This window comes from Mesorhizobium sp. P3_A8, from assembly GCF_056402995.1.
In genome coordinates this window covers 820,577-839,466 of the sequence record NZ_JBFUGI010000001.1, presented here as the reverse complement: position 1 = coordinate 839,466, position 18,890 = coordinate 820,577, and the positions used below count along the sequence as shown (strand labels likewise).

Below are 18,890 nucleotides of genomic sequence, written 5' to 3'. Positions count from 1 at the left end.
TTCAATCTCAGGCCGATTTCGGCTCCAGCCGGCGGAAACCGACGGCGTCCGTCAGCATCTCCTCGTCGACCATGCCGGCATTGTGGAGGGCGAGCAGGGTCAGGGCGATTTCGCGCGCTTCCGGCGAATCGGGGTGCGCTTCGCGCTTGAGGCAGGCTTCGTCAAAGACGCGCTGAAGCCTGGCGATGTCGCCGGGCTTGAGCAGGCCACGATCATAGATGGACTTCGACATGGTGGCGGTCTCCTGAGAACGACCTAGGGCGCCACCTGTAAATTGCCAATCTTTCCCGGAGCTTGAATGGGCTTCATGCCACGAAGGAGGGGCGTTCGGGAACCGAAACCCCTCCCAAGGCTGCAAACCGAGGCCCGAACTCAGACCGCGATCTTGCCGCCGCCCTGCCTGGTGATGGCGACGACCGACGGCCGCACCGGCATGTCTGGCTTGAAATCCGGCCAGCGCGTCGACGGATCCTCATAGTAGGACGGGCGGCCAAAACCTTCCCAATCCTCGCCGCCATCGCCCGGATGCTGGACGGCGACGAACGCGGTCTGGTCGTCGGGCGCAAACAGCGGGCCGCACATTTCCGCACCGATCGGCACGCGGAAGAACAGCTTTGAGGTCGCCCGTGCCGCCCCTTCCGTGTCGACCGCCCACAGGCCGTCTGTGCGGCCGGTGGCCTTCGGGCCCTGACCATCGGTGGCGACCCACAGGCGACCGGCCGAATCGACCGCGCAATTGTCGGGCATGCCGAACCAGCCATTGGCCGTCGTTGCCGTAGAGAAGGTAGCGCCCACATCGGCAACCGAAGGATCGCCGCATTTCAAGAGCACTTCCCACTTGCCCTTGGTGGCCGTGAAATCGCCATCGCTCTCGGTGATCTCGATAATGTGGCCGAAGGCATTTTCAGCGCGGGGGTTGGCGGCATCGACCTGGTCTGCCTTGCGCTTCGAATTGTTGGTCAGCATGACATAGACCTTGCCGTTGACACCATTGGGCTGGATGTCCTCGGGCCGGTCCATCTTGGTGGCGCCGAGCAGATCGGCGGCGCGGCGCGTCTCGATCAGCACGTCGGCCTGGCCAGCAAAACCGTTTTCCGCCGTCAGCGGCCCCTGGCCAAAGACGATCGGCAGCCAGTCGACCGTGCCGTCCTCGGCGAATTTGGCGACATGCAGTGTGCCGTCGTCGAGCAGGTCCTTGTTGGCGGCAGGGTCGTTGGCGTTGAACGTGCCCTTGGTGACGAACTTGTAGGCATAGTCGAAGCGCTCGTCGTCGCCGAGATAGAAGACGACGCGGCCGTCCTTGGCGACGATCGATTCGGCGCCCTCATGCTTGAAGCGGCCCATGGCGGTGCGCTTCCTCGGCGTCGAGGTCGGATCGTTGACGTCGACCTCGACGATCCAGCCGAAGCGATTGGCCTCGTTCGGCTCCCTGGCGAGGTTGAAGCGGTCGTAATGCGCGCCCCATTCATAGGCGCCTTCCGGAATGCCGAGGCGCTTGTAGTTGGCGGCTTCCTTGTGGCCTTCCGGCAGTTCGCCGGAGAAATAACCGTGGATGTTCTCCTCGGCCATCACATAGGTGCCCCACGGCGTGACGCCGCCGGCGCAGTTGTTGAAAGTGCCGAAGACTTTCGTGCCGGACGGATCGGCATTGGTCTTGACGCGGTCGTGGCCGGCGACCGGACCGGACAGCGCCATTTCGGTGGTCGAGGTGATGCGGCGGTTGAGCTTGCCGTCACGCACCACTTGCCATTTGCCAGACACCTTGCGGATCTCGACGATGGTGCCGCCATGCGCCGCCATTTCGACATCGACCTGCTCCTTCGAGAGCGGCGCGACCTCGGCCTTCTTCTTCCCGTCCTTCTCGACGATCGAAACAATGCCCGGGAACATCAGATGCGGGTTCGTGTATTCGTGGTTGACCACCAGCAGGCCGTGCTCGGCCGAGCCGTCGATCGCGATGTAGCCGACATAGTCGTTGTTGTAGCCGAACTGCCTGGCCTGCGCCTGCGCCGACTGCTTGGTCGGATCGAACTCCGGTGAATCGGCAAACAGCGGATCGCCCCAGCGCAGCAGCACGTCGGCATCATAGCCCGGCGCGACATGGTGCTTGTCGTCGATGCCGGCCTGGAGCTCGTCGAATTTGAAGGCTGAGCCTTCCGCGGCGCGGGCATCGTCTGCCGCGATCATGGCCAGCGGGCTGACGGTGGCGGCGATCGCTGAGACGGCGAGCGATCCCTTCAGGAAACCCCGGCGCGAGAACCGCGCGGCGATGATTTCGCCCATGGTGCGGTTGTCGGTGGGGTTGACGGCCGGTCCTTCGTTTTCCTCGAGCAGGCTGGTGCGGAATCGGGCGTCGGGGGAACGATGTTCGGTCATCAGGGCCTCTGGCTTTGGAGTGGCTGGAGCTTGTTGCCTGTTCGACCCCTTACGCCAGGCCGATCACATTTTCGTGACATCATACAAGCTCCAATGCTGGGAGCGAGGCGACTCACTCACCCGAACATCAGACTTTGGTCCAATCTTGCGTTGGCAAAGGTCCTGGAGGACAACCGCAACGGTCGGAGGTCGCTTCCGGTCACCACATCTTTCGGCGATGTTGTTGGTTGCAACGTTGGGGTGGGCGCGCCGGCTCAATCGACGGAGATCAGGGATGCACGGATCGATCACGGCCCGTTGTCGCCGGCTGACGCTTGTTTCGGCGGCTGCTCTGGCGCTGACCACCATCCCCTATCGAATTTCCCTGCACGGCTCCGCCCCCGGAATCGACGCTGCCACCGCGCAGGCCGCCAAGGGCGGCAATGGCGGCGGCAACAACGGCAATGGAAACGGCAACGGTGGCGGCAACGGCAGCAACGGTAACGGCGGCGGCAATAGCGGTAACGGTGGTAACAGCGGCAATAGCAGCGGCGGCAATAGCGGCAACGGAAACGGCGGCAATAGCGGCAATGGAAATGGCGGTAACAGCGGCGGCGGCAATAGTGGCAACGGCAATGGAAACGGCGGCAATTCCGGAACAGATGGCGACGGCTCGGGATCCAGCAATGGCCAAAGCGACAAAGGCGCCAGCCATGTCAACACCACGACCGGTGACAAGGTCGACGTGACCGGCAACAAGATCACGGTCACGCACCCCGACGGCATCGTCGAGAAGGTCGATAGCGGCCGGTTCAAGATGCAGGATGCGCTGGGCCGCACAATCATCGACCGCCGGGCCACGCCGGCCGATGTCAGCCGTCTGAAGGCTATGTGAGGCTGGTCAACAGGCAACGACCAGCTTCGCATGTCACCTCCGCCGCCCCCGGCGGAGGTGACCTCTCTTTGTCTGGCCCTCGTACGGGTCCGCGATGGCCCTAAGAGAATGGCCCAGAGCAATTCCAGGAAAAGTGTGAAACGGTTTTCCCGGGAAAAGCGCGTAGCGCTTTCCCTTGCGAATTGCGTCAAAACAAAGAGTTAGAGCAATTCGCCGTTTCCGTGAAACGGTGAATTGCTCTACGAGCGGTTCCGGTCCCGGTCGTGAAACTCGCGCATCATGAGAGCCGCTTCAGTGCGGTTTCGCACATTGAGTTTCGACAGCACCCCGGTCATGTGATGTTTGACCGTCTTCTCCTGCAGCTCCAGGCGCAGGGCGACCTCCTTGTTGCTGAGCCCTTCCGCCACCAGCTGCAGGATTTCCGTCTGTCGTTCGGTCAGTTGCCGCAGCCGGTCCGCCACGCCGTTGGCAGGCTGCGGGGACTGGAGATCCGAAAGCAGCCGCGCCGACAGGGTCGGCGTAAGATAGCTCTCGCCGGCCGCCACGTTGCGCAGGATGTCGGCCAGCGCGCGCGACCCGACACCCTTCAGGATATAGCCCTGCACCCCGGCGTTCAGGGCCCTGGTTACGTCGGCATTGGCCTCCGAAACGGTCAGCATGACGATCTTCTGGGCGGGATGGTCGGCAAGGATGGTTGCAACCGCGGCCAGGCCGCCGCCCGGCAAGGAGATGTCGAGCAGCAATAGGTCGGGCCGCACCGTAGAGGCGATGCGTTCGGCATCCTGCGCCGTCGCACCTTCGCCGACGATCTCGAAGCCTCCGAGTTCCGACAGGCTGCGCGTCACGCCTTCGCGAAAAAGCGGATGGTCGTCGACAATAGCGATGCGAATGGCGCCAATCATGCTTGCTCCTCGACTGACAGGCTGATCACCAGCCGCGTGCCTTGCGGTCCAGTCCGGGTTTCGAACTGGCCGCCAATGCTTTCAACCCTATCCCTGAGGCCAGCCAGCCCCAATCCTTCGACCCGTGCCGCTGGATCAAAGCCTGGCCCGCCGTCCGATACTTCGACGAAGAGCCTGCCGCCTTTCATTTCGGCATGCACCGCCTGATCCTTGCCCCGCCCGTGGCGATAGGCATTGTTCAACCCTTCCTGCACGAAACGATAGATGCTGATTTTCTCGGAGGCGCCGGGTTCGGGCAGATGCCTGGGCAGCGTGAGCGTCACCGACGTTCCCGTCCGGCGCTGGTGTTCGTCGACTGCCAGCCGCAATATGTCCATCGCGGCGGCCGTCTCTATCTGCGGCAGCACGAGGCCGGTGCAGATGCCGCGTATTTCGCGCATCGCATCCTCCAGCGTCTTGCGGATCATCGTGACCTCGGTCGAGCGGCTTTCGCCCCAATTGCCGTCGCCGGAAAATACCGGGCTGTCCATGCGCAGCGCCGCCAGGGCGACGAGTTGCGCCGGTCCGTCATGAAGGTCGGCGCCGATCCGGCGCAAATATCTTTCGTTGAATGCGGTGGCGCGGCGGGACGCCCGCTGCACACGCTGCCGCAAGGCGCTGTTTTGCGTCACCAGGCCCTGCAGCTCCGACACCTGACGGCGCAGCGCCCCGCGCTGGTCGTCGATGGTGCGGCTGGCGCGCAGCACGATGCCCGACAACAGCAGAAACGCCGCCAAGGTGGTGCCGGCCACGACCAGCCAGCTCGACAACAGGGCGGAAGCCAGCGTGGCTTTGAAATCGCTGGCGACCTCGAAAAATTCAGTGACGGCCACCACCTCGCCGGACCAGGGCGCGCGCACGGGATTGTAGATCTCCAGCAGCGGCACGCCGGCGGCCCGCTCCTTCTCTTCGTCTTCGTCGAACGTATCGAATTGCGCGGTGACGTTGCCCTGGAAGGCGGCCCGCAGATTGTCGGTCAGGTCGAAGCGGCGGCCGATCAGCGCCGAGTCTTTCGCGTAGAGCACGGTACCGTCGCGGCGCCAGAGCCTGAACGAGACCAGGCGCTTGCCGAGCGCACCCTGGCCGAGCGTCTCATCGAGTGCCTGCTTTGCGGATTCGCTGAGCTCCTCGCTCTTGCGCAGGTCAGGCAGCAGCGGCGCAATCACGCTGTCGACATAAAGCGCCGTCGACGCGGCCGAATTGCGGATGACGCCGTCCCGGATCTGCGACGTCACCCAGGCGCCCACCACCAGCATGACGGCCAGAAGGCCAAAGCCGCCGGCAACGAGGAATTGCAGGGCAAGAGAAAGCTCGCTCCAGCGCCGCGCCAAGTTCTGCAGAATACGAATCATGTGCCCCTGACCGCCCTTCCATCGACAGCCGGGCGACATCAGCACATTGAGCTTCAGTCGTGCCGTTGCCAAGACCTTCGTTAGAACGAGGTTACTTGACGTCTCGGCGTGCGTCGGAAACAAGGTCCGCGGCAGATGCCGCCAGAGCCGCTTCGAGGGGGACGGGACGTTGAGTTTTTCGGGACTGCTGCAGCTTGGCTTTTCAACGGTCATCTTCCTTCTGGCGGCGACCGCCGCCAAGCAATGGGGACTGGCGCCGAGCCTGGGCAAGATCCTTTTGACGCTCGCGCTCTATTCGCTGGGCAACCTGATCATGCTGCGGCTGATCCGCGAATTCGGCATGTCGGTGTCGTTCAGCCTCTCGGCGGTCATCCAGCTGGTCTCGGTCAACGTCGTGGCGCTGGTGTTCTTCGGCGAGCGCGTCAACGCGCTGCAGGCCAGCGGCATCGTGCTGGCGATCGCCGCGGTGGCGCTGATCACGCTCGGGCCCTATCTGCAAGGGCGTTGACCGAGATGAGGACTGCGACACCGCTCCGATGAAAGACACCGCAAGCACCCTGCTCAACCGCATCGAATTCCCGGTCCTGCTGGCCGGCCTGGTCATCGCCGGCGGGCTGTGGGGTTTTGAGGAACTGATGGAGGTGGCGCGCGCCACCACCCCGCACGCCTTCGACACCGAGATCCTGCTCGCTTTCCGCCAGGCCGGCCAGCCCGGCGTCCCGATCGGGCCGCCATGGCTGGAAGGGGCGATGCGCGACATCACCAGCCTTGGCAGCGCCAGCGTGCTGGTGCTGATCACGACGGCAACGATCCTCTATCTCCTGTTGATCCGCAGGCCCGGCACCGCGCTTCTCATCTTCGTCGCTGTCGCCGGCGGCCAGGTGCTGTCGAGCCTGCTGAAGCTCGGCGTCGACCGGCCGCGGCCCGAACTCGTTTCGCATCTGGTCAGCGAGACGTCGCTTTCCTTCCCGAGCGGCCATGCCATGCTGTCGGCGGTTACCTATCTCACGCTCGGTTCGCTCGCGGCGCGCTTCCTGCATGGCCGGGCGACCAAGATCTACGTCCTGTCGCTGGCCGTGCTGACGACGGTACTGGTCGGCGTCAGCCGCATCTATCTCGGCGTCCACTGGCCGTCGGACGTGCTGGCCGGCTGGTGCGCCGGCTTCGCCTGGGCGATGTTGTGCTGGTTGGTGGCGCGGGTGTTGCAGCGGCGCAAGGTGGTCAGCGACGATGCCTGATGGCGCCTGACCGCACCGCTCAGGCTTGCGCTCAGATCAATCTGTTGATCAGGTGTCCACCACAGCCTGCCAGCGCCAATACCATCGACAGCAAGCATGCCGACGTCATCAAAGCCTTGAAAATGTTCACCGCGTTACCCCCTGCCTTAGATGGACGAGACCCTAGCTTGCATTCCTCGGGAAGTATCGAAAAATGGGCAATCAGGCGGCGGTGCTTACGTCTCAGACATTCATATTGATGCTTGAAACATCATGATAATGGTATTATACGTTATTTCAGCAGACTCAGACATGGGTTCCGACCGATGATCACTGCCGCGCAGATGCGCGCCGCAAGGGCGCTGGCCGGCATCGATCAGAAGACGCTCGCCGAGCGTGCCGGTGTTTCGCTTCCAACCATCCAGCGCATGGAAGCGAGCGACGGCGTGGTCCGGGGCGTGGTCGATACGCTGATGAAGGTCATCCAGGCGCTCGACGAGGCCGGGGTGGAGTTGATCGGCGAGAACCAGGCCAGCGAGCGCGGCGGCAGGGGCGTGCGCCTCAAGCCCGCCGTGCCGCCAGATCCCAAGGCTGAGCCGGCATAAGTCGCGACGGCGACCGCCGACAGTCCTGCCGACGATCCCGCCGCCTTTCAGGTTCGGAAGGCAGTCCATGGATCAGACCCGTCAGGCAGTGCATCAACCTGCCCATAAGCCAGCCCACAAATCGACCCCTGGGTCGGCCCAAAAGTCGGCCCAAGGGTCGACAAAGCCGACATTCGCCGAACTGTTCACGCCCAAGCTGGTGACGGTCTGGCGCGAGGGCTACCACCTGCCGCAGTTCAAGGCCGACTTCATGGCCGGGCTGACCGTCGCCATCGTCGCGTTGCCGCTGTCGATGGCGATCGCGATTGCCTCGGGCGTGACGCCGGAGCGCGGCCTGTTCACCGCAATCGTCGGCGGCTTCATCGTCTCGGCGCTCGGCGGCAGCCGCTTCCAGATCGGCGGGCCGGCCGGCGCCTTCATCGTGCTGGTGGCGGCAACGGTGCAGCGCGAAGGTGTCGATGGACTGCTCCTGGCAACGATGATGTCCGGCCTCTTCCTGCTTGCCATCGGCTATCTCAGGCTCGGCACCTACATCAAATTCATTCCCTATCCGGTGACGGTCGGCTTCACCGCCGGCATCGCAATCATCATCTTCTCCGGCCAGATCGTCGAATTGTTCGGGTTGAAGCTTGCGGGGCCGGAGCCCGGGCCGCTGCTGCCGAAACTGATGGCGATCGGGCATGCAGCCGGCACGGTCAACATCTCGGCGACGCTGGTGGCGGTGCTGACCATCGTCACCATCGTCGCGGTCAAGCGTTGGCGGCCGGGCTGGCCGGGCATGCTGATCGCCGTTGGGCTCGCCTCGCTGGTGGTGGCGCTGCTGGCACTGCCGGCGGAAACCATCGGCACGCGCTATGGCGGCATTCCACGCAGCCTGCCGTTTCCGGCGCTGCCGGCGCTCAGCCTGGGTAAAGTGGTCGCGGTGCTGCCGGACGCCATTGCCTTTGCCTTGCTCGGCGCCATCGAATCGCTGCTGTCGGCCGTCGTCGCCGACGGCATGACCGGACGGCGGCACCGTTCCAATTGCGAACTGGTGGCGCAAGGTTTCGCCAACATCGCCTCGGCGCTGTTCGGCGGCATCTGCACCACCGGCACCATCGCCCGCACCGCCACCAATGTGCGGGCCGGCGCGCATGGGCCGGTCTCGGGCATGCTGCACTCGCTGTTCCTGCTGGTCTTCATGCTGGTGGCGGCACCGCTGGCCAGCTACATCCCGCTTGCCGCTCTCGCCGGCGTGTTGGCGGTGGTCTGCTGGAACATGTTCGAGAAACAGGCCTTCGCCACGCTGCTGCGCGCTTCACGCGGCGACGCGCTGGTGCTGTTGGCGACCTTCCTGATCGTCGTCTTCCGCGACCTGACCGAAGGCATCGTCGTCGGTTTCGCGCTCGGCTCGATCCTGTTCATCGACCGCATGGCCAAGTCGATCGCGGTTGAGGCGGATGTGCCGCTGGTGCAGGACGATGTCGCCGACAGCAGTGGCCGCGCCTATGATGCCAGCGAGGCGAGCGACACAGACACCGTCGTCTACCGTATCTCCGGCGCCTTCTTCTTCGGCGCCGCCTCCACCGTCGGCACCGTGCTCGACCGCATCGCCGACCAGCGCAAGAATTTCATCCTCGACTGTTCCGCCGTGCCGCTTTTCGATTCGACGGCCGCCAATGTCATCGAAAGCGCGGCTCACAAGGCCAGCCGTGCCGGCGTCCGCTTCATCATAGCGGGCGCCTCGCCGCAGATCCGGCGCACCCTGATCAACCATGGCGTCAAACGACCGCTGGTGACCTACGCCGCCTCGATCAAGGACGCGCGGGCGCAGTTGGCTGGGGCGTCGGCGCGTGCGGTCACGCAATAGCTGCATCGCGGCTCGGATGTCAGCCGCCCCGCATTTCCTCAGCGTGCGCCTTCGCTAGGTCGGCCATGCTGTCGAAGCGGAAATCCACCGTCGGGACGTCGCCGGGGTTCATCGTCGCGCCAAAACCCTGATCCGCATGCCGGCGATAGATCCAGCACGATGTCAGGCCGAAGCGGTTGGCGGGAGCGTGATCGTGGAACATGCTTTCCGCGGTGTGCAGGATCTCTGGCTTCTCTATCCCGATCGTGCCGAGCTTTTCGAGCATATAGTCGAAATTCCGGTCGGAAGGCTTGTAGGAGCCGATATCTTCCGCCGTGTAGATCGCGTCGAAATCCACGCCGAGCTTCCTGTTGCTGAACGAGAAGCTTTTGTTGTCGACGTTGGAGAGGATGATCAGCTTGTAGTGCCTTTTGAGATACTGCAAGGCCTCCGCTGAATCGGCAAAAGCCGGCCAATCCTTCACGCTCTCGCCATACGCCACGCATTCCTCTAGCGTGACGATGACACCCCACTCCTCCGCAAGTCGCTTGTAAACGATCGCCAGGAGGTCGCGATAGCGTTTCCCCGGCGTCCATCTCTGTTGGCTGGATTCGTGCCGGGCGTGCGCCTCCAGAATGTCGTTCCGGCTCAACTTGCGGGCGGCCCGTTCGGTCAGCGGCTTCAGGCCGTCGATCATGCCGGATTCCCAATCGATCAGCGTGCCGTAGCAGTCGAAGGTCAGGGCTTTGAAATCTGTGAGCTTCATGAGGTACCTCTCCTTGATGTCCATGAGTGAATGTCCGTGAGTGAGCGATGCCGGCGTGGATCGGGATCGATCATGAAGTCGATTTCGCCTCGGGGATTAGCCGATCTGCTGCTGATTGAGCTGAATGTCCTTCGACGCCGCGCTGCCCGACGAGGTGAACCAGACACCGAACAGTGTCACCGCAAGGCCAGCCAACATCGCTTTCGAAAGCGGCTCGCCGAACATCGACCAACCCCAGAGCATCGTCACCGGTGGGCTGAGATAGATCACGCTGCTGACCTGTGAGGCCGTGTAGAGGCGCAGGCTCGCATAATAGGTGCCGTAGCAGAAGAAGGTCGAAAACAGCACCAGCCAGGCGATGCCGAACCCGAAACGGGCATCGAGGGGCGGCATCAGCCCGCCATTCCATTGGGCGCAACCGGCGAAAAGGATCGCCGCCGTCAGGCATTGAATGCACAGGCTTTGATGGATGGGCATATTGATCGTCCCCATCCGCTTCTGCACCAGGGTGGCCAGCGCCAGAACCATCATGGAAGCGACCGTCAACACATATGCCCAGACCGGGGCCGTCCCGAGGCTCAGGCTGTCCAGCGAGACGATGAGAACACCGGTCACACCCAGCGCCGTTCCGATCCATTGTCTCCCGGTCAACCGGTGTCCCAGAACCGGCTGCGACAAGGCCGCGATGGCGAGAGGCACAAGATCGGAAATCAGCGCGACAAGCCCGGTTGGCACGCGCTGGCCGATGGCAAGTGCGAATCCGCCGAGATAGAGGAACATTATCGCCACGCCGAAGATCATCTGCTGGACAAGGGCACGGGCGCTCATGCGCGGTCCGATCAGGAGAGCAAACGGCAAGAGGATCAACCCGGACATCAATGTCCGCCAGAACAGCACCAGCATGACATCGGCATTCTCGCTGGCATAGCGGATGCCGACGAAGCCGGAACTCCAGCTTACGGCCAGCGCCGTCGCCATCATTGGCCACAGGAGGCGATGGGCTTTGGTGGGCAGGAGCGTCATGGGATCTCTTATTCAGGCCCGCCCGTGGCCCCCGAAGCGGAGCACGGCCGGTGTTGGCTCGGACTATTGGAGACACCAACGGTCGTTTGCACATGACAAATTTCGATACGTCCATGAAATAGCCGCTAAAACGAGCATACAAGCTTGCTTGAGAGGCGCCTGCGGATCAGAAATCGGCGCCCTGCTCTTGTTTCGAACGAGGATTGTCATGGCCGGACTGATGAACCGCCGCCTGGATGTCGACGCCTTGCGCGCACTGGTCGCCATCGAGAAGCACGGCGGCGTTACGCGCGCGGCCGAAATTCTCGGTCTGTCGCAGTCGGCCGTCAGCCACAAGATCAGAAGACTCGAAACGAGTCTCGACTGCGAAATCCTCGCCCGGAAAGCAAACGCGCCGATGTTCACCACGGCCGGGCAGGATCTGCTTGGCTATGCGCGGCGCATTCTGGGCATCCATGACGAGGCGGTCCTGAGCCTGTCGAAAAGCACTTTGCAAGGCAAGATCGCGCTGGGAATGACCGAGGATACGACCTGCACGGACCTTTCGCGCATTCTTGGCCGGTTTCGCCGGCTCTACCCGGAGGTGAGCGTCCGCACGCAGGTGCGCATGAGCCTTGTGTTGCAGGAGCAACTGAGCCAGGGAGCCCTTGATGCCGCCATCATCCAGGTCTTCCAGCACGAGGTCCGCCCCGCCGACATCCTCCTGTTCCGCGAGACGCTGCATTGGGTGAAATCGCGCGACCTGGTTCTGTCGTCCGGGAAGCCGGTCCCGTTTCTGTCCTTCGATGAAAATTGCTTTTACCGGCGCTGGGGCATCGATGTCGGGCAGGACGAGGATACGGTGCTGGAGACCGTGTTCGAATGCTCCAGCGCTGCCGGGATCATTGCGGGCGTGACCGCCGGGCTCGGCGTCGCCCTCTTGAGCCAGCGCTACCTGCAGCCCGACATGGAGATTGTCGACAACAAATTCCCCAAGCCTCCAGACCTGGCCTATGTCATCAGGCGCGCGCGCTCCCCCCGGAACCCCGCGCTCGAGACGTTGGTCAGGGAGATCGAGGCCGAGGTGAAGCGTTACGGGACGCTTCAAATCGCCGTCTGAGCGCGTCGCGCTGCTAAAGCTGACTGGTCTCTTATTCCCGAAGCGACCTTGAGCCGCTGACGAACGGGCTGCCTCTGACGTAGAAACGCAGCGGTCGGTCGGCATCTTTCGAAATGCCGATCCTGATGCCTTGCCCGATCTCGCCGGGCTCAAAGTCATCGCTTGCGAGCCATAGCGGGCCTTTCCGGCAGAGATCGAGCCCGTCGAGCGAACGATCGATCCGCAGCGCCGCCGCCAGCCGTCCCGGCCCGCGCGCCAGGTCGCGCAAGCGCTCGACGCCGCGGTTCTGCCGCATGATGGCGATGCCTTCGAGCGGCTCGAGCGCCCGGATCAGCACGCCGGTTCCAATCCCCGACGCCTCGCTCGAGACATTCAGCATCTTGGAGATGCCATAGGCGAGATAGACATAGGCGTGGCCGCGCTCGAGGAACAGCGAACGGTTGCGCGCGGTCATTCCCCTGAAACCATGCCCGGCGGCGTCGCCGACGACATAGGCTTCGGTCTCGACGATGCGGCCGCTGACGATGCCTTCGGGCAAGTCGCGCATCACCAGCTTGCCGATGAGATAACGGGCGAGAGCGGCCGTATCCTCAGGCAGCTCTAAACGAGCGATCGGCGGATGATCGTCCCTGTGGCTCAAGGTATCCGCTCGACCCATTGCGCGCGCGACGGTCCCGGCTCGAAAGGGTCGCTGAAATACTGGGTCTCGTGAGCCACCTTGCCGTCCAGGAATTCCATGATGCTGACCGTGTAGGACGGTCGCCCGTCATAAGTCAGGACATATTCGGTGACCCAGAGGTTGCCCGTGCCGGTGATCCGCCGCACCGCAAAACGCTTGCGGTTCGGCTGCGCGGCGCGCGACGACTGGATGTTGCGCCGCCCACGAATGCGCTCGCCCGATTGCGGATAGTCGAGCACCGCATCCTCCCGGTAGATCTCATGTTCCGTCTCGAAGTCACCGGCATCCGAGGCGGCCCAATGGCGATCCAGAGCGGCGCGAATCTCCCGATCTTCCATCTTAACTCCTTGGCTGTCGGCCGCTGCACCATACGCCGGTCCCGAGCGGACCTTCCAGAGGGAAGGCCCGCTAGGAACAACTCTCAATCGAGCTTCAACGCCGCGACCTCGCCCTCGTTCATCAGCGGCACGTAGAGGATCGACTTGCCGTCGGTGCCGATGTCGGCGCTGCCCGGCTTGAAATGCGCCACCGCTTCCGGCGTTCCGCCGGTCTTGTATCGGTAGAGCGTGCCGGTCATGTAGGCGGTGGCATAGATGGTATCGCCAATGGCGATGACGCCGTCGAGGTCGGCGAATTTTTGCGCCCCGGGCAACGGTGAAATCGCCTTGCTGGCGAGGTCGACCGACAGCAGCCCGCCCGGCTCCGCCGTGCTGAAGTCGGGCTTGATGCCCTTGCCCCAGGAGGCGACGATCAGCCTGTCGCCGTCGGCGAAGACGCCATTGGGCGAGGCCAACAAAGCATCCCTGACGAACAACTCCGGTCTGTCGCCGTCGATGCGGTAGATCGTGTCGGCCAGCATGTCGCTGACATAGACCTTGCCCGCCTTGTCCGAGGTCATGTCGTTGAGGAAGACGGCATTCGGCACCGCGATGCTGTCAACGAGCTTGCCGCTGGCCAGATCGACGACGCGAACCTTGGTGATGTCGGCGACATAGAGCTTGCCGCCCGATATCGCCATGCCCTTGGGCGCGTCCATGCCGTCGGTCCAGTGCTGGGTGACAATCTTGCCGTCCAGGGACAGCACACTGAGATAACCGTTGCCGTCTACATCGCCTGCATTACCGACGATGTTGGAGACAATGATGCGATTGTTGGCAGCGTCGAACAGCGCCGATTCCGGTTGTTCGAAGCCGGTGGCGCGCCAGAGTTCGCCGGCCTGGGCGGAGGGTGCGGCCGCGATGCCGATGGTGGCGGCAAAGGCTGAGATGATGAGACGGTTCATGGCTGTTCTCCTGTGATGACAGGCGGACAGCTAGGATTTTCGATACTTTTCGGGAAGTCCGATTACCGCTAGTATCGAATATCGATACGAAACTGCGGGCAAGAGGTGCACGCCATGAACGCTCTGATCTTCGAGGCGCTGAAGCGGACGCTGAAGGCCAGGGGTGTCACCTATCGCGAGCTTGCCGAACGCATGGGCGTTTCCGAGCCAACGGTGAAGCGCATCTTCCACGAGCGCAATTGCAAGCTCGACCGGCTGGTGGAGATTTGCGCGGCTGCCGGCGTCGAGCTGGAAAACGTGCTCGGCTCGATGAATCGCGGGCCGGGGCCGGTCAACCACATCGCGCCTGAGATCGAGCGCAGGCTCGCTGGCCGGCCGGCACTGCTGTTCATCTTCGTCATGCTGTCGGAGAAATTCACGCCCGAAGGCATCATGCGCTCGCAAGGCCTGAGCGAGGCCTCGATGTTCCTCTATCTGCGCGACCTCGAGGAACTCGGCCTGATCGAAATCGGGCGCGGTCTTTCGGCAAGATTGCTGGTCGAGACGCCGATCCAGTGGAATTTCGAAGGACCGCTCAAGGCACTGTTCGAGATGACCAACAAGAATTTCATCGGCTGGGCCATCACCCACATCGACAAGGAGGCGACCTTCGTCAGCTTCTCCAGACGGATGCGGCCGGAAACGGCGGAGATGGTGCGGCGCGAGGCGGAAGATCTGGCCGAGCGCGTGAAACTGCTCGCCCATCATGACCAGCACACCACTCCCGAGGACGGGCTCACCGGCTACAAATTTACGTTTGCCTTTGGCGCGACGCCGTTTCCGGCGATCATGCCGATCGGCCCGCACCCGCGAGATGCGGGTGCACAGGTGGGCAGGCCGCGTATGCCGGCATAGCGATTGGCCGGCCGAAGGCTCGACGGCCTCGGCGTCTCAGGGCACCGCCCTTGGGTTGAAGTCGCGCTCCAGCGTCGGCGATGGTGAAAACGGTGGCGGATGGGTACAAGATCTTCTGGCGTAAGGGCGGATTGCGCTGAATTATAAAGATACGATTCGCAATACCTCGGGCCACTCTCATTCCTGAAAGACCTTGCTCTTGCCCCTCCTTGTCGCTGCCTCCGCATTCATTGGCGCCTGGATAAGCCTGGTCCTGCATGAGTCTTCTCATGCTCTCGCCGGACATCTGGCAAAATTGCAAATAAGAGAAATTCATCTCGGCTTGGGACCAACAACACTCGACACCCGCTTGCTGAGAATGGAGGTCCATGTAGGGACTATCCCGCTAGGAGGCTGGACAAGAACGTTTCCTCAATTATCCTTTTCGAAGCCCGCCAACCTGTTTTTTGTGGCCGCAGGGCCGATTATGGACATCGTTTGGTTGGGTGTTCTGAGCGGCGCAATGACTATCTTTCACGGCACAGAACTTGTAGGCACCATCTTGGCGCCGGCCGTTATAGTTCAGATGGCAATGGTCGTCGGCAACGTTCTTCCGCTTCGTTCCAAGGTCTACGGCCAGCGACTGCCCAACGATATGCTGGCCTTGTGGAAACTTGCCCGAGGTCGCGATCCGTTCGAGGTGCTCTGGCAGGACTATCTGGACCGGTTGCGGCCGTATATGAGTCCGGACGATCCGCCGTGGYACCCCACGGGTCAGTCGGATCGTATCGCTTTCTATTTGTTCAAACCTGACCTGACGGACGAGGACATTACAGCGCTCGAAGATGAGCTGACCCACACGGCGTCCGCAAGCGAGCGACTTCTCCTCATTGACACCGCCGCCACGAAAATCCTCGCTCAACCCACCCAGCCGAGCTCTCGTCTCGATGCTTTACTCGATCGCTTGACGGAAAGTGCCGTCGCCATGTCTCCGGAGCTCCCTACGCTGAAAGGCACACGCGGCGCGGCGCTGGCACGATTGGGGCGCCACGAGGAGGCGCTGAATATCCTTGCGCAGGCCGATGACTCCGACGACTTCAATCGCTGCTTGAATGCTGCCTTCCGGGCATTGGCACATTCCCACGCCGGTCGAAAAGAAATCGCCGCCGCCGAGCTTGAGACATCCATCGCCATCTTGCGATCTCACAACTGGGCGGGCGGGATCGCCCTTAAAATAGTAAGCGGTGTCTGCGTAGAAACCGGATACCCCACTCCCAAAGAGACCGAAGCACCGACACCCCCTGCAGAAGACGGCGCACCTCCAGGCTAAGGCGCCAGCAACGAGGCAAGGCGGTCATGATCAGGCCGCGTTCGCTTCTTCCTGCGGTGCGGCAAGATCATCGCGCGCCTTGCGGGCGAGCTTCTTCGTCGAGTGCTTAGGGCTGTCGCCGAACAGTTCGGCGGCCTCGGCAAGACAGGATTTCCGCAGGCTCTTTTCCGAACGTTTGATGAGTTTGCCGAGAAGCTTTGTGTCCTCGTGCGGCCCAAGCGGCGCGTCGTCCGCCTCAAGCAGGCCCGTACGCGCGAGATGCCGGCGCACGGACATCCGAGCAGTCCGCCGCAAAAGGACGCCGCCCGCTTCCGGCTTGAAAGGAATGCTATTCGGCGGCCTTTGCGTCGGCGGCCTTGTCATCCCAGGTCACCGCCCGGTAGTCGAAGCCATATTCCAGCGTTGGCTTGACGATACGGAAATAGGGCGACAGGTCGAAATCACGCGGCGTGTACAGCGAGTGATGGCGGATATGCAGGATTTCCTTGCGCGAATAGTTCGACTGCGCCGAGGCACGGCCGGGCGCGCGGGTGATCTCGGGCAGGATCGGATAGCGGATCTGGCCATAGGCCTCGGCAATCAGCGTCGAGCAGATGGCGCGCGTCGGGTCGCCGGAGCCGAAGGCCAGCATGCGGCGCCGCCAGCGTACAGGCACCGGCGGCGTCGGCAGGAAATAGCGCAACATGTCGAAAATGTTCTTGAGGTCGTATTTCAGGCCGAGCTTGCCGACCATGAAGGCGACGACCGTGTCGCGGTCCTCCGGTGTCAGGCCATTCGCCCGGCAGATGCGGGTGTTGTAGGTGCGATAGCGCGACAATGGCACCGCCACGCAGCCTTCGCCGATCGTGACCTCGATCAGCCGCGGCCGCTCCGAGCCGTCCTCCGGCTCGGGCAAGGTGTCGCCGACATAGAAGGCCGCATGCGACCAGGTCGACTGGGTGAGATACTTGATCGCCGCCGAGATCTTCTGGTTGCCCTCGATCAGCAGGATGTCGCCGGGTTCGAGTGTGCGGCGCAGCGTTTCAGGGTCCGACGGGGTGTAGGGTTCATAGCCGGAGGACTCTTCCTGCAGCCGGCCGGCGAGCCAGCGGCCAAGTCGGTCCAGGAGCGTATCGCTGGGCTCGGTCATGATGGAGCGTGACTAGCACAGGCCGGAGGGGAAGTGCTAGCGCGACGGTCGCCGCCTTTCCTTCTCCCGTCGCGGGAGAAGCTGAGACATCAGTTGGCCGCGGTGGCCAAATCCTCCGCAGACGCGCCGGCAAGATCATCGCGCGCCTTGCGGGCGAGCTTCTTCGTCGCGTGCTTGGGGCTGTCGCCGAACAGCTCGGCGGCCTCGGCAAGGCAGGATTTCCGCAGGCTCTTTTCCGAGCGCTTCAGGAGCTTGCCGAGAAGCTTTGTGTCCTCGTGCGGCCCAAGCGGTTCGCCGTCCGCCTCGAGCAGCGCGCGCAGGACGAACAAATCATGCAGGTCGCCGAGCCGTTCGCCCAGCTCATCGACGGCCTTGCGCCGCGCCTTGATCGGCGTCGGCCACAGCCTGCCCAGCAGCGACAGGTGCATGCCATGCGTCTTGGCCGCCTTGCGCAAATCGTGGAAATCATTGGCCTCGCCGCGCGCGCCGGCCCTGTCGAGTGCCTTCCTGGCACGGCGCAGAGTGACGCGGGCGCCTTCGGCAAGCACGTCGGCCGCCTGTTCCGGCTGGTCGGGCAAGGCCAGGCTTTCGATCCGCTTCATGCCGTCTTCGCAGGCGGCTGTCGCCGCGCCGATCGCCGCTTCGAGGCCGGCGCCTTCATGCATATCGTGCTGACGGGCGATCAGCCTGTCGCGCACGGCATCGAGCCCGCCATCGGCGCTGTCCCTGGGAAAAGCTGCCGCCAGCCGGTCGACGGTCTCGATCAGCGCCGTCGCCTCGCGCGGGCCGGCAAGCAGCGCCGCCACGTTGCGATAGCATTGGTTCTCCGTCGTGCAGAATGTTTCGTCTCCGGAATGAACCAAGCGCAGCAAGGCACGCGCGCTCTTCAGCCGCTTGCGGCATTTGTGCAGCCCCTGTTCCGGCCGGCTGCGCGCCGCATCCAGATGCTGGAGTGCCTTGCCGATTTCCTCGGCAAGGATGCGCCTGACCTCGCCGGTCAGCGGCAGGCGCGGGTCGATGCGAAAGCTCATGCGGCGATCTCCGGTATCCCCCCGAGGGCGAGCGACGCGTTGTAGAATTTCTGCTGGCCGGTCACTTCACGGCCGAGCCAGTCAGGCAGCATTTCGTCCGGCACATCTTCCGGAGTCTCGAGTTCGGCCACCACAAGTCCCGCGAGTGCACCGCCAAAGACATCGACTTCATAGAGATAGCCGCGATGCCTAACATGGTGACGTGTCTTCTCGATGACACGTCCGATGGCGAAATCCAGCATCTCTACCGCCTCGCCAAGTGGGATCGGATATTCGAACTCGTCACGCTCACGCGCGCCGCTGCCGAATTTGAGCGTAAGCTTGGCGGAAGCGCCGTCACTGATGCGGATGCGGACGGTTCGCCCAGGTGCGGTGGCGAGATAGAACTGGAGAATGCGGATATCCACCTCGACCAGGCTCCGCCACGCGGTGCTGGAGACCAGGAACTTGCGCTCGACTTCCTTGCCCATGGCCGGGCACTAAAG

20 protein-coding genes and 1 pseudogene are annotated in these 18,890 nt (G+C 63.2%); 8 read left to right on the top strand and 13 right to left on the bottom strand.

Annotated features, from left to right (window positions below; all coding sequences use genetic code 11):
- Positions 1 to 7: 7 nt before the first annotated feature.
- Together AC1DX4_RS03975 and AC1DX4_RS03970 are read right to left on the bottom strand one after the other, a co-directional pair.
- Positions 8 to 232: a hypothetical protein gene (locus tag AC1DX4_RS03975; protein WP_477219059.1), complete on the bottom strand. Its 225-nt coding sequence runs from the start codon at positions 230 to 232 to the stop codon at positions 8 to 10.
- A gap of 140 nt (positions 233 to 372) precedes the next feature.
- Positions 373 to 2,376, bottom strand: a complete 2,004-nt coding sequence (locus AC1DX4_RS03970; protein ID WP_477219058.1) for a PhoX family protein — start codon at positions 2,374 to 2,376, stop codon at positions 373 to 375.
- 274 nt (positions 2,377 to 2,650) lie between these two features.
- On the opposite strand from AC1DX4_RS03970, the gene AC1DX4_RS03965 reads away from it, so the two are divergent.
- Entirely contained in the window at positions 2,651 to 3,250 is a 600-nt protein-coding gene (locus AC1DX4_RS03965; protein WP_477219057.1) for a hypothetical protein, read from the top strand.
- 239 nt (positions 3,251 to 3,489) lie between these two features.
- Here the strand turns inward: AC1DX4_RS03965 and AC1DX4_RS03960 are convergent, their stop codons facing one another.
- The gene (locus AC1DX4_RS03960) at positions 3,490 to 4,152 is read right to left on the bottom strand and encodes a response regulator (RefSeq protein ID WP_477219056.1); all 663 of its coding nucleotides are present in this window, start codon (positions 4,150 to 4,152) and stop codon (positions 3,490 to 3,492) included.
- A complete protein-coding gene (locus AC1DX4_RS03955; protein ID WP_477219055.1) occupies positions 4,149 to 5,543 on the bottom strand; it encodes a sensor histidine kinase in 1,395 nt (464 codons plus the stop codon). Before AC1DX4_RS03955 ends, AC1DX4_RS03960 begins: the two co-directional genes overlap by 4 nt.
- Before the next feature lie 169 nt (positions 5,544 to 5,712).
- Here AC1DX4_RS03955 and AC1DX4_RS03950 point away from each other — a divergent pair, with 169 nt between their 5' ends.
- The 4 genes from AC1DX4_RS03950 to AC1DX4_RS03935 all read left to right on the top strand — a co-directional run bounded on the left by AC1DX4_RS03950 (position 5,713) and on the right by AC1DX4_RS03935 (position 9,214).
- Positions 5,713 to 6,051 (top strand): hypothetical protein, encoded by a 339-nt coding sequence (locus tag AC1DX4_RS03950; RefSeq protein ID WP_027054900.1) that lies wholly within the window; start codon positions 5,713 to 5,715, stop codon positions 6,049 to 6,051.
- Positions 6,052 to 6,079: 28 nt separating this feature from the next.
- Positions 6,080 to 6,781, top strand: coding sequence for a phosphatase PAP2 family protein (locus AC1DX4_RS03945; protein ID WP_477219054.1), 702 nt, complete (start codon positions 6,080 to 6,082; stop codon positions 6,779 to 6,781).
- A 305-nt stretch (positions 6,782 to 7,086) separates the two neighbouring features.
- Positions 7,087 to 7,365: a helix-turn-helix domain-containing protein gene (locus AC1DX4_RS03940; protein ID WP_013528670.1), complete on the top strand. Its 279-nt coding sequence runs from the start codon at positions 7,087 to 7,089 to the stop codon at positions 7,363 to 7,365.
- Between the two features lie 67 nt (positions 7,366 to 7,432).
- On the top strand, positions 7,433 to 9,214 hold the full coding sequence (locus tag AC1DX4_RS03935) for a SulP family inorganic anion transporter (protein ID WP_477219053.1): 1,782 nt from the start codon (positions 7,433 to 7,435) through the stop codon (positions 9,212 to 9,214).
- A gap of 19 nt (positions 9,215 to 9,233) precedes the next feature.
- Here AC1DX4_RS03935 and AC1DX4_RS03930 read toward each other — a convergent pair whose 3' ends face one another.
- The gene (locus AC1DX4_RS03930; RefSeq protein ID WP_477219052.1) at positions 9,234 to 9,959 is read right to left on the bottom strand and encodes a haloacid dehalogenase type II; all 726 of its coding nucleotides are present in this window, start codon (positions 9,957 to 9,959) and stop codon (positions 9,234 to 9,236) included.
- 96 nt (positions 9,960 to 10,055) lie between these two features.
- The gene (locus AC1DX4_RS03925) at positions 10,056 to 10,982 is read right to left on the bottom strand and encodes a DMT family transporter (RefSeq protein WP_477219051.1); all 927 of its coding nucleotides are present in this window, start codon (positions 10,980 to 10,982) and stop codon (positions 10,056 to 10,058) included.
- A gap of 208 nt (positions 10,983 to 11,190) precedes the next feature.
- Between AC1DX4_RS03925 and AC1DX4_RS03920 the strand changes: the two genes are divergently transcribed.
- The gene (locus tag AC1DX4_RS03920; RefSeq protein ID WP_477219050.1) at positions 11,191 to 12,081 is read left to right on the top strand and encodes a LysR family transcriptional regulator; all 891 of its coding nucleotides are present in this window, start codon (positions 11,191 to 11,193) and stop codon (positions 12,079 to 12,081) included.
- Positions 12,082 to 12,112: 31 nt separating this feature from the next.
- Here AC1DX4_RS03920 and AC1DX4_RS03915 read toward each other — a convergent pair whose 3' ends face one another.
- From AC1DX4_RS03915 to AC1DX4_RS03905, 3 genes are all read right to left on the bottom strand, one after another.
- Entirely contained in the window at positions 12,113 to 12,739 is a 627-nt protein-coding gene (locus tag AC1DX4_RS03915) for a DNA-3-methyladenine glycosylase (protein WP_477219049.1), read from the bottom strand.
- Complete coding sequence (locus tag AC1DX4_RS03910) at positions 12,718 to 13,098, bottom strand: nuclear transport factor 2 family protein (RefSeq protein WP_477219048.1); 381 nt, start codon at positions 13,096 to 13,098, stop codon at positions 12,718 to 12,720. The genes AC1DX4_RS03915 and AC1DX4_RS03910 overlap by 22 nt, the downstream gene beginning before the upstream one ends.
- Before the next feature lie 83 nt (positions 13,099 to 13,181).
- Positions 13,182 to 14,042 (bottom strand): SMP-30/gluconolactonase/LRE family protein, encoded by an 861-nt coding sequence (locus AC1DX4_RS03905; protein ID WP_477219047.1) that lies wholly within the window; start codon positions 14,040 to 14,042, stop codon positions 13,182 to 13,184.
- Positions 14,043 to 14,156: 114 nt separating this feature from the next.
- Between AC1DX4_RS03905 and AC1DX4_RS03900 the strand changes: the two genes are divergently transcribed.
- Both AC1DX4_RS03900 and AC1DX4_RS03895 read left to right on the top strand, forming a co-directional pair.
- Complete coding sequence (locus AC1DX4_RS03900) at positions 14,157 to 14,936, top strand: helix-turn-helix domain-containing protein (RefSeq protein ID WP_477219046.1); 780 nt, start codon at positions 14,157 to 14,159, stop codon at positions 14,934 to 14,936.
- 193 nt (positions 14,937 to 15,129) lie between these two features.
- Complete coding sequence (locus tag AC1DX4_RS03895; protein WP_477219045.1) at positions 15,130 to 16,245, top strand: site-2 protease family protein; 1,116 nt, start codon at positions 15,130 to 15,132, stop codon at positions 16,243 to 16,245.
- Positions 16,246 to 16,275: 30 nt separating this feature from the next.
- On the opposite strand, the pseudogene AC1DX4_RS03890 reads toward AC1DX4_RS03895, so the two are convergent.
- The 4 genes and pseudogenes from AC1DX4_RS03890 to AC1DX4_RS03875 form a co-directional block, all read right to left on the bottom strand.
- Positions 16,276 to 16,488 (bottom strand): annotated as a pseudogene (locus AC1DX4_RS03890) (CHAD domain-containing protein); the annotation flags it as partial.
- 85 nt (positions 16,489 to 16,573) lie between these two features.
- Positions 16,574 to 17,374, bottom strand: coding sequence for a YiiX/YebB-like N1pC/P60 family cysteine hydrolase (locus AC1DX4_RS03885; protein WP_477219044.1), 801 nt, complete (start codon positions 17,372 to 17,374; stop codon positions 16,574 to 16,576).
- An 89-nt stretch (positions 17,375 to 17,463) separates the two neighbouring features.
- The gene (locus AC1DX4_RS03880) at positions 17,464 to 18,405 is read right to left on the bottom strand and encodes a CHAD domain-containing protein (protein ID WP_477219043.1); all 942 of its coding nucleotides are present in this window, start codon (positions 18,403 to 18,405) and stop codon (positions 17,464 to 17,466) included.
- Positions 18,402 to 18,875 (bottom strand): CYTH domain-containing protein, encoded by a 474-nt coding sequence (locus AC1DX4_RS03875; RefSeq protein WP_477219042.1) that lies wholly within the window; start codon positions 18,873 to 18,875, stop codon positions 18,402 to 18,404. Before AC1DX4_RS03875 ends, AC1DX4_RS03880 begins: the two co-directional genes overlap by 4 nt.
- Positions 18,876 to 18,890 lie beyond the last annotated feature (15 nt).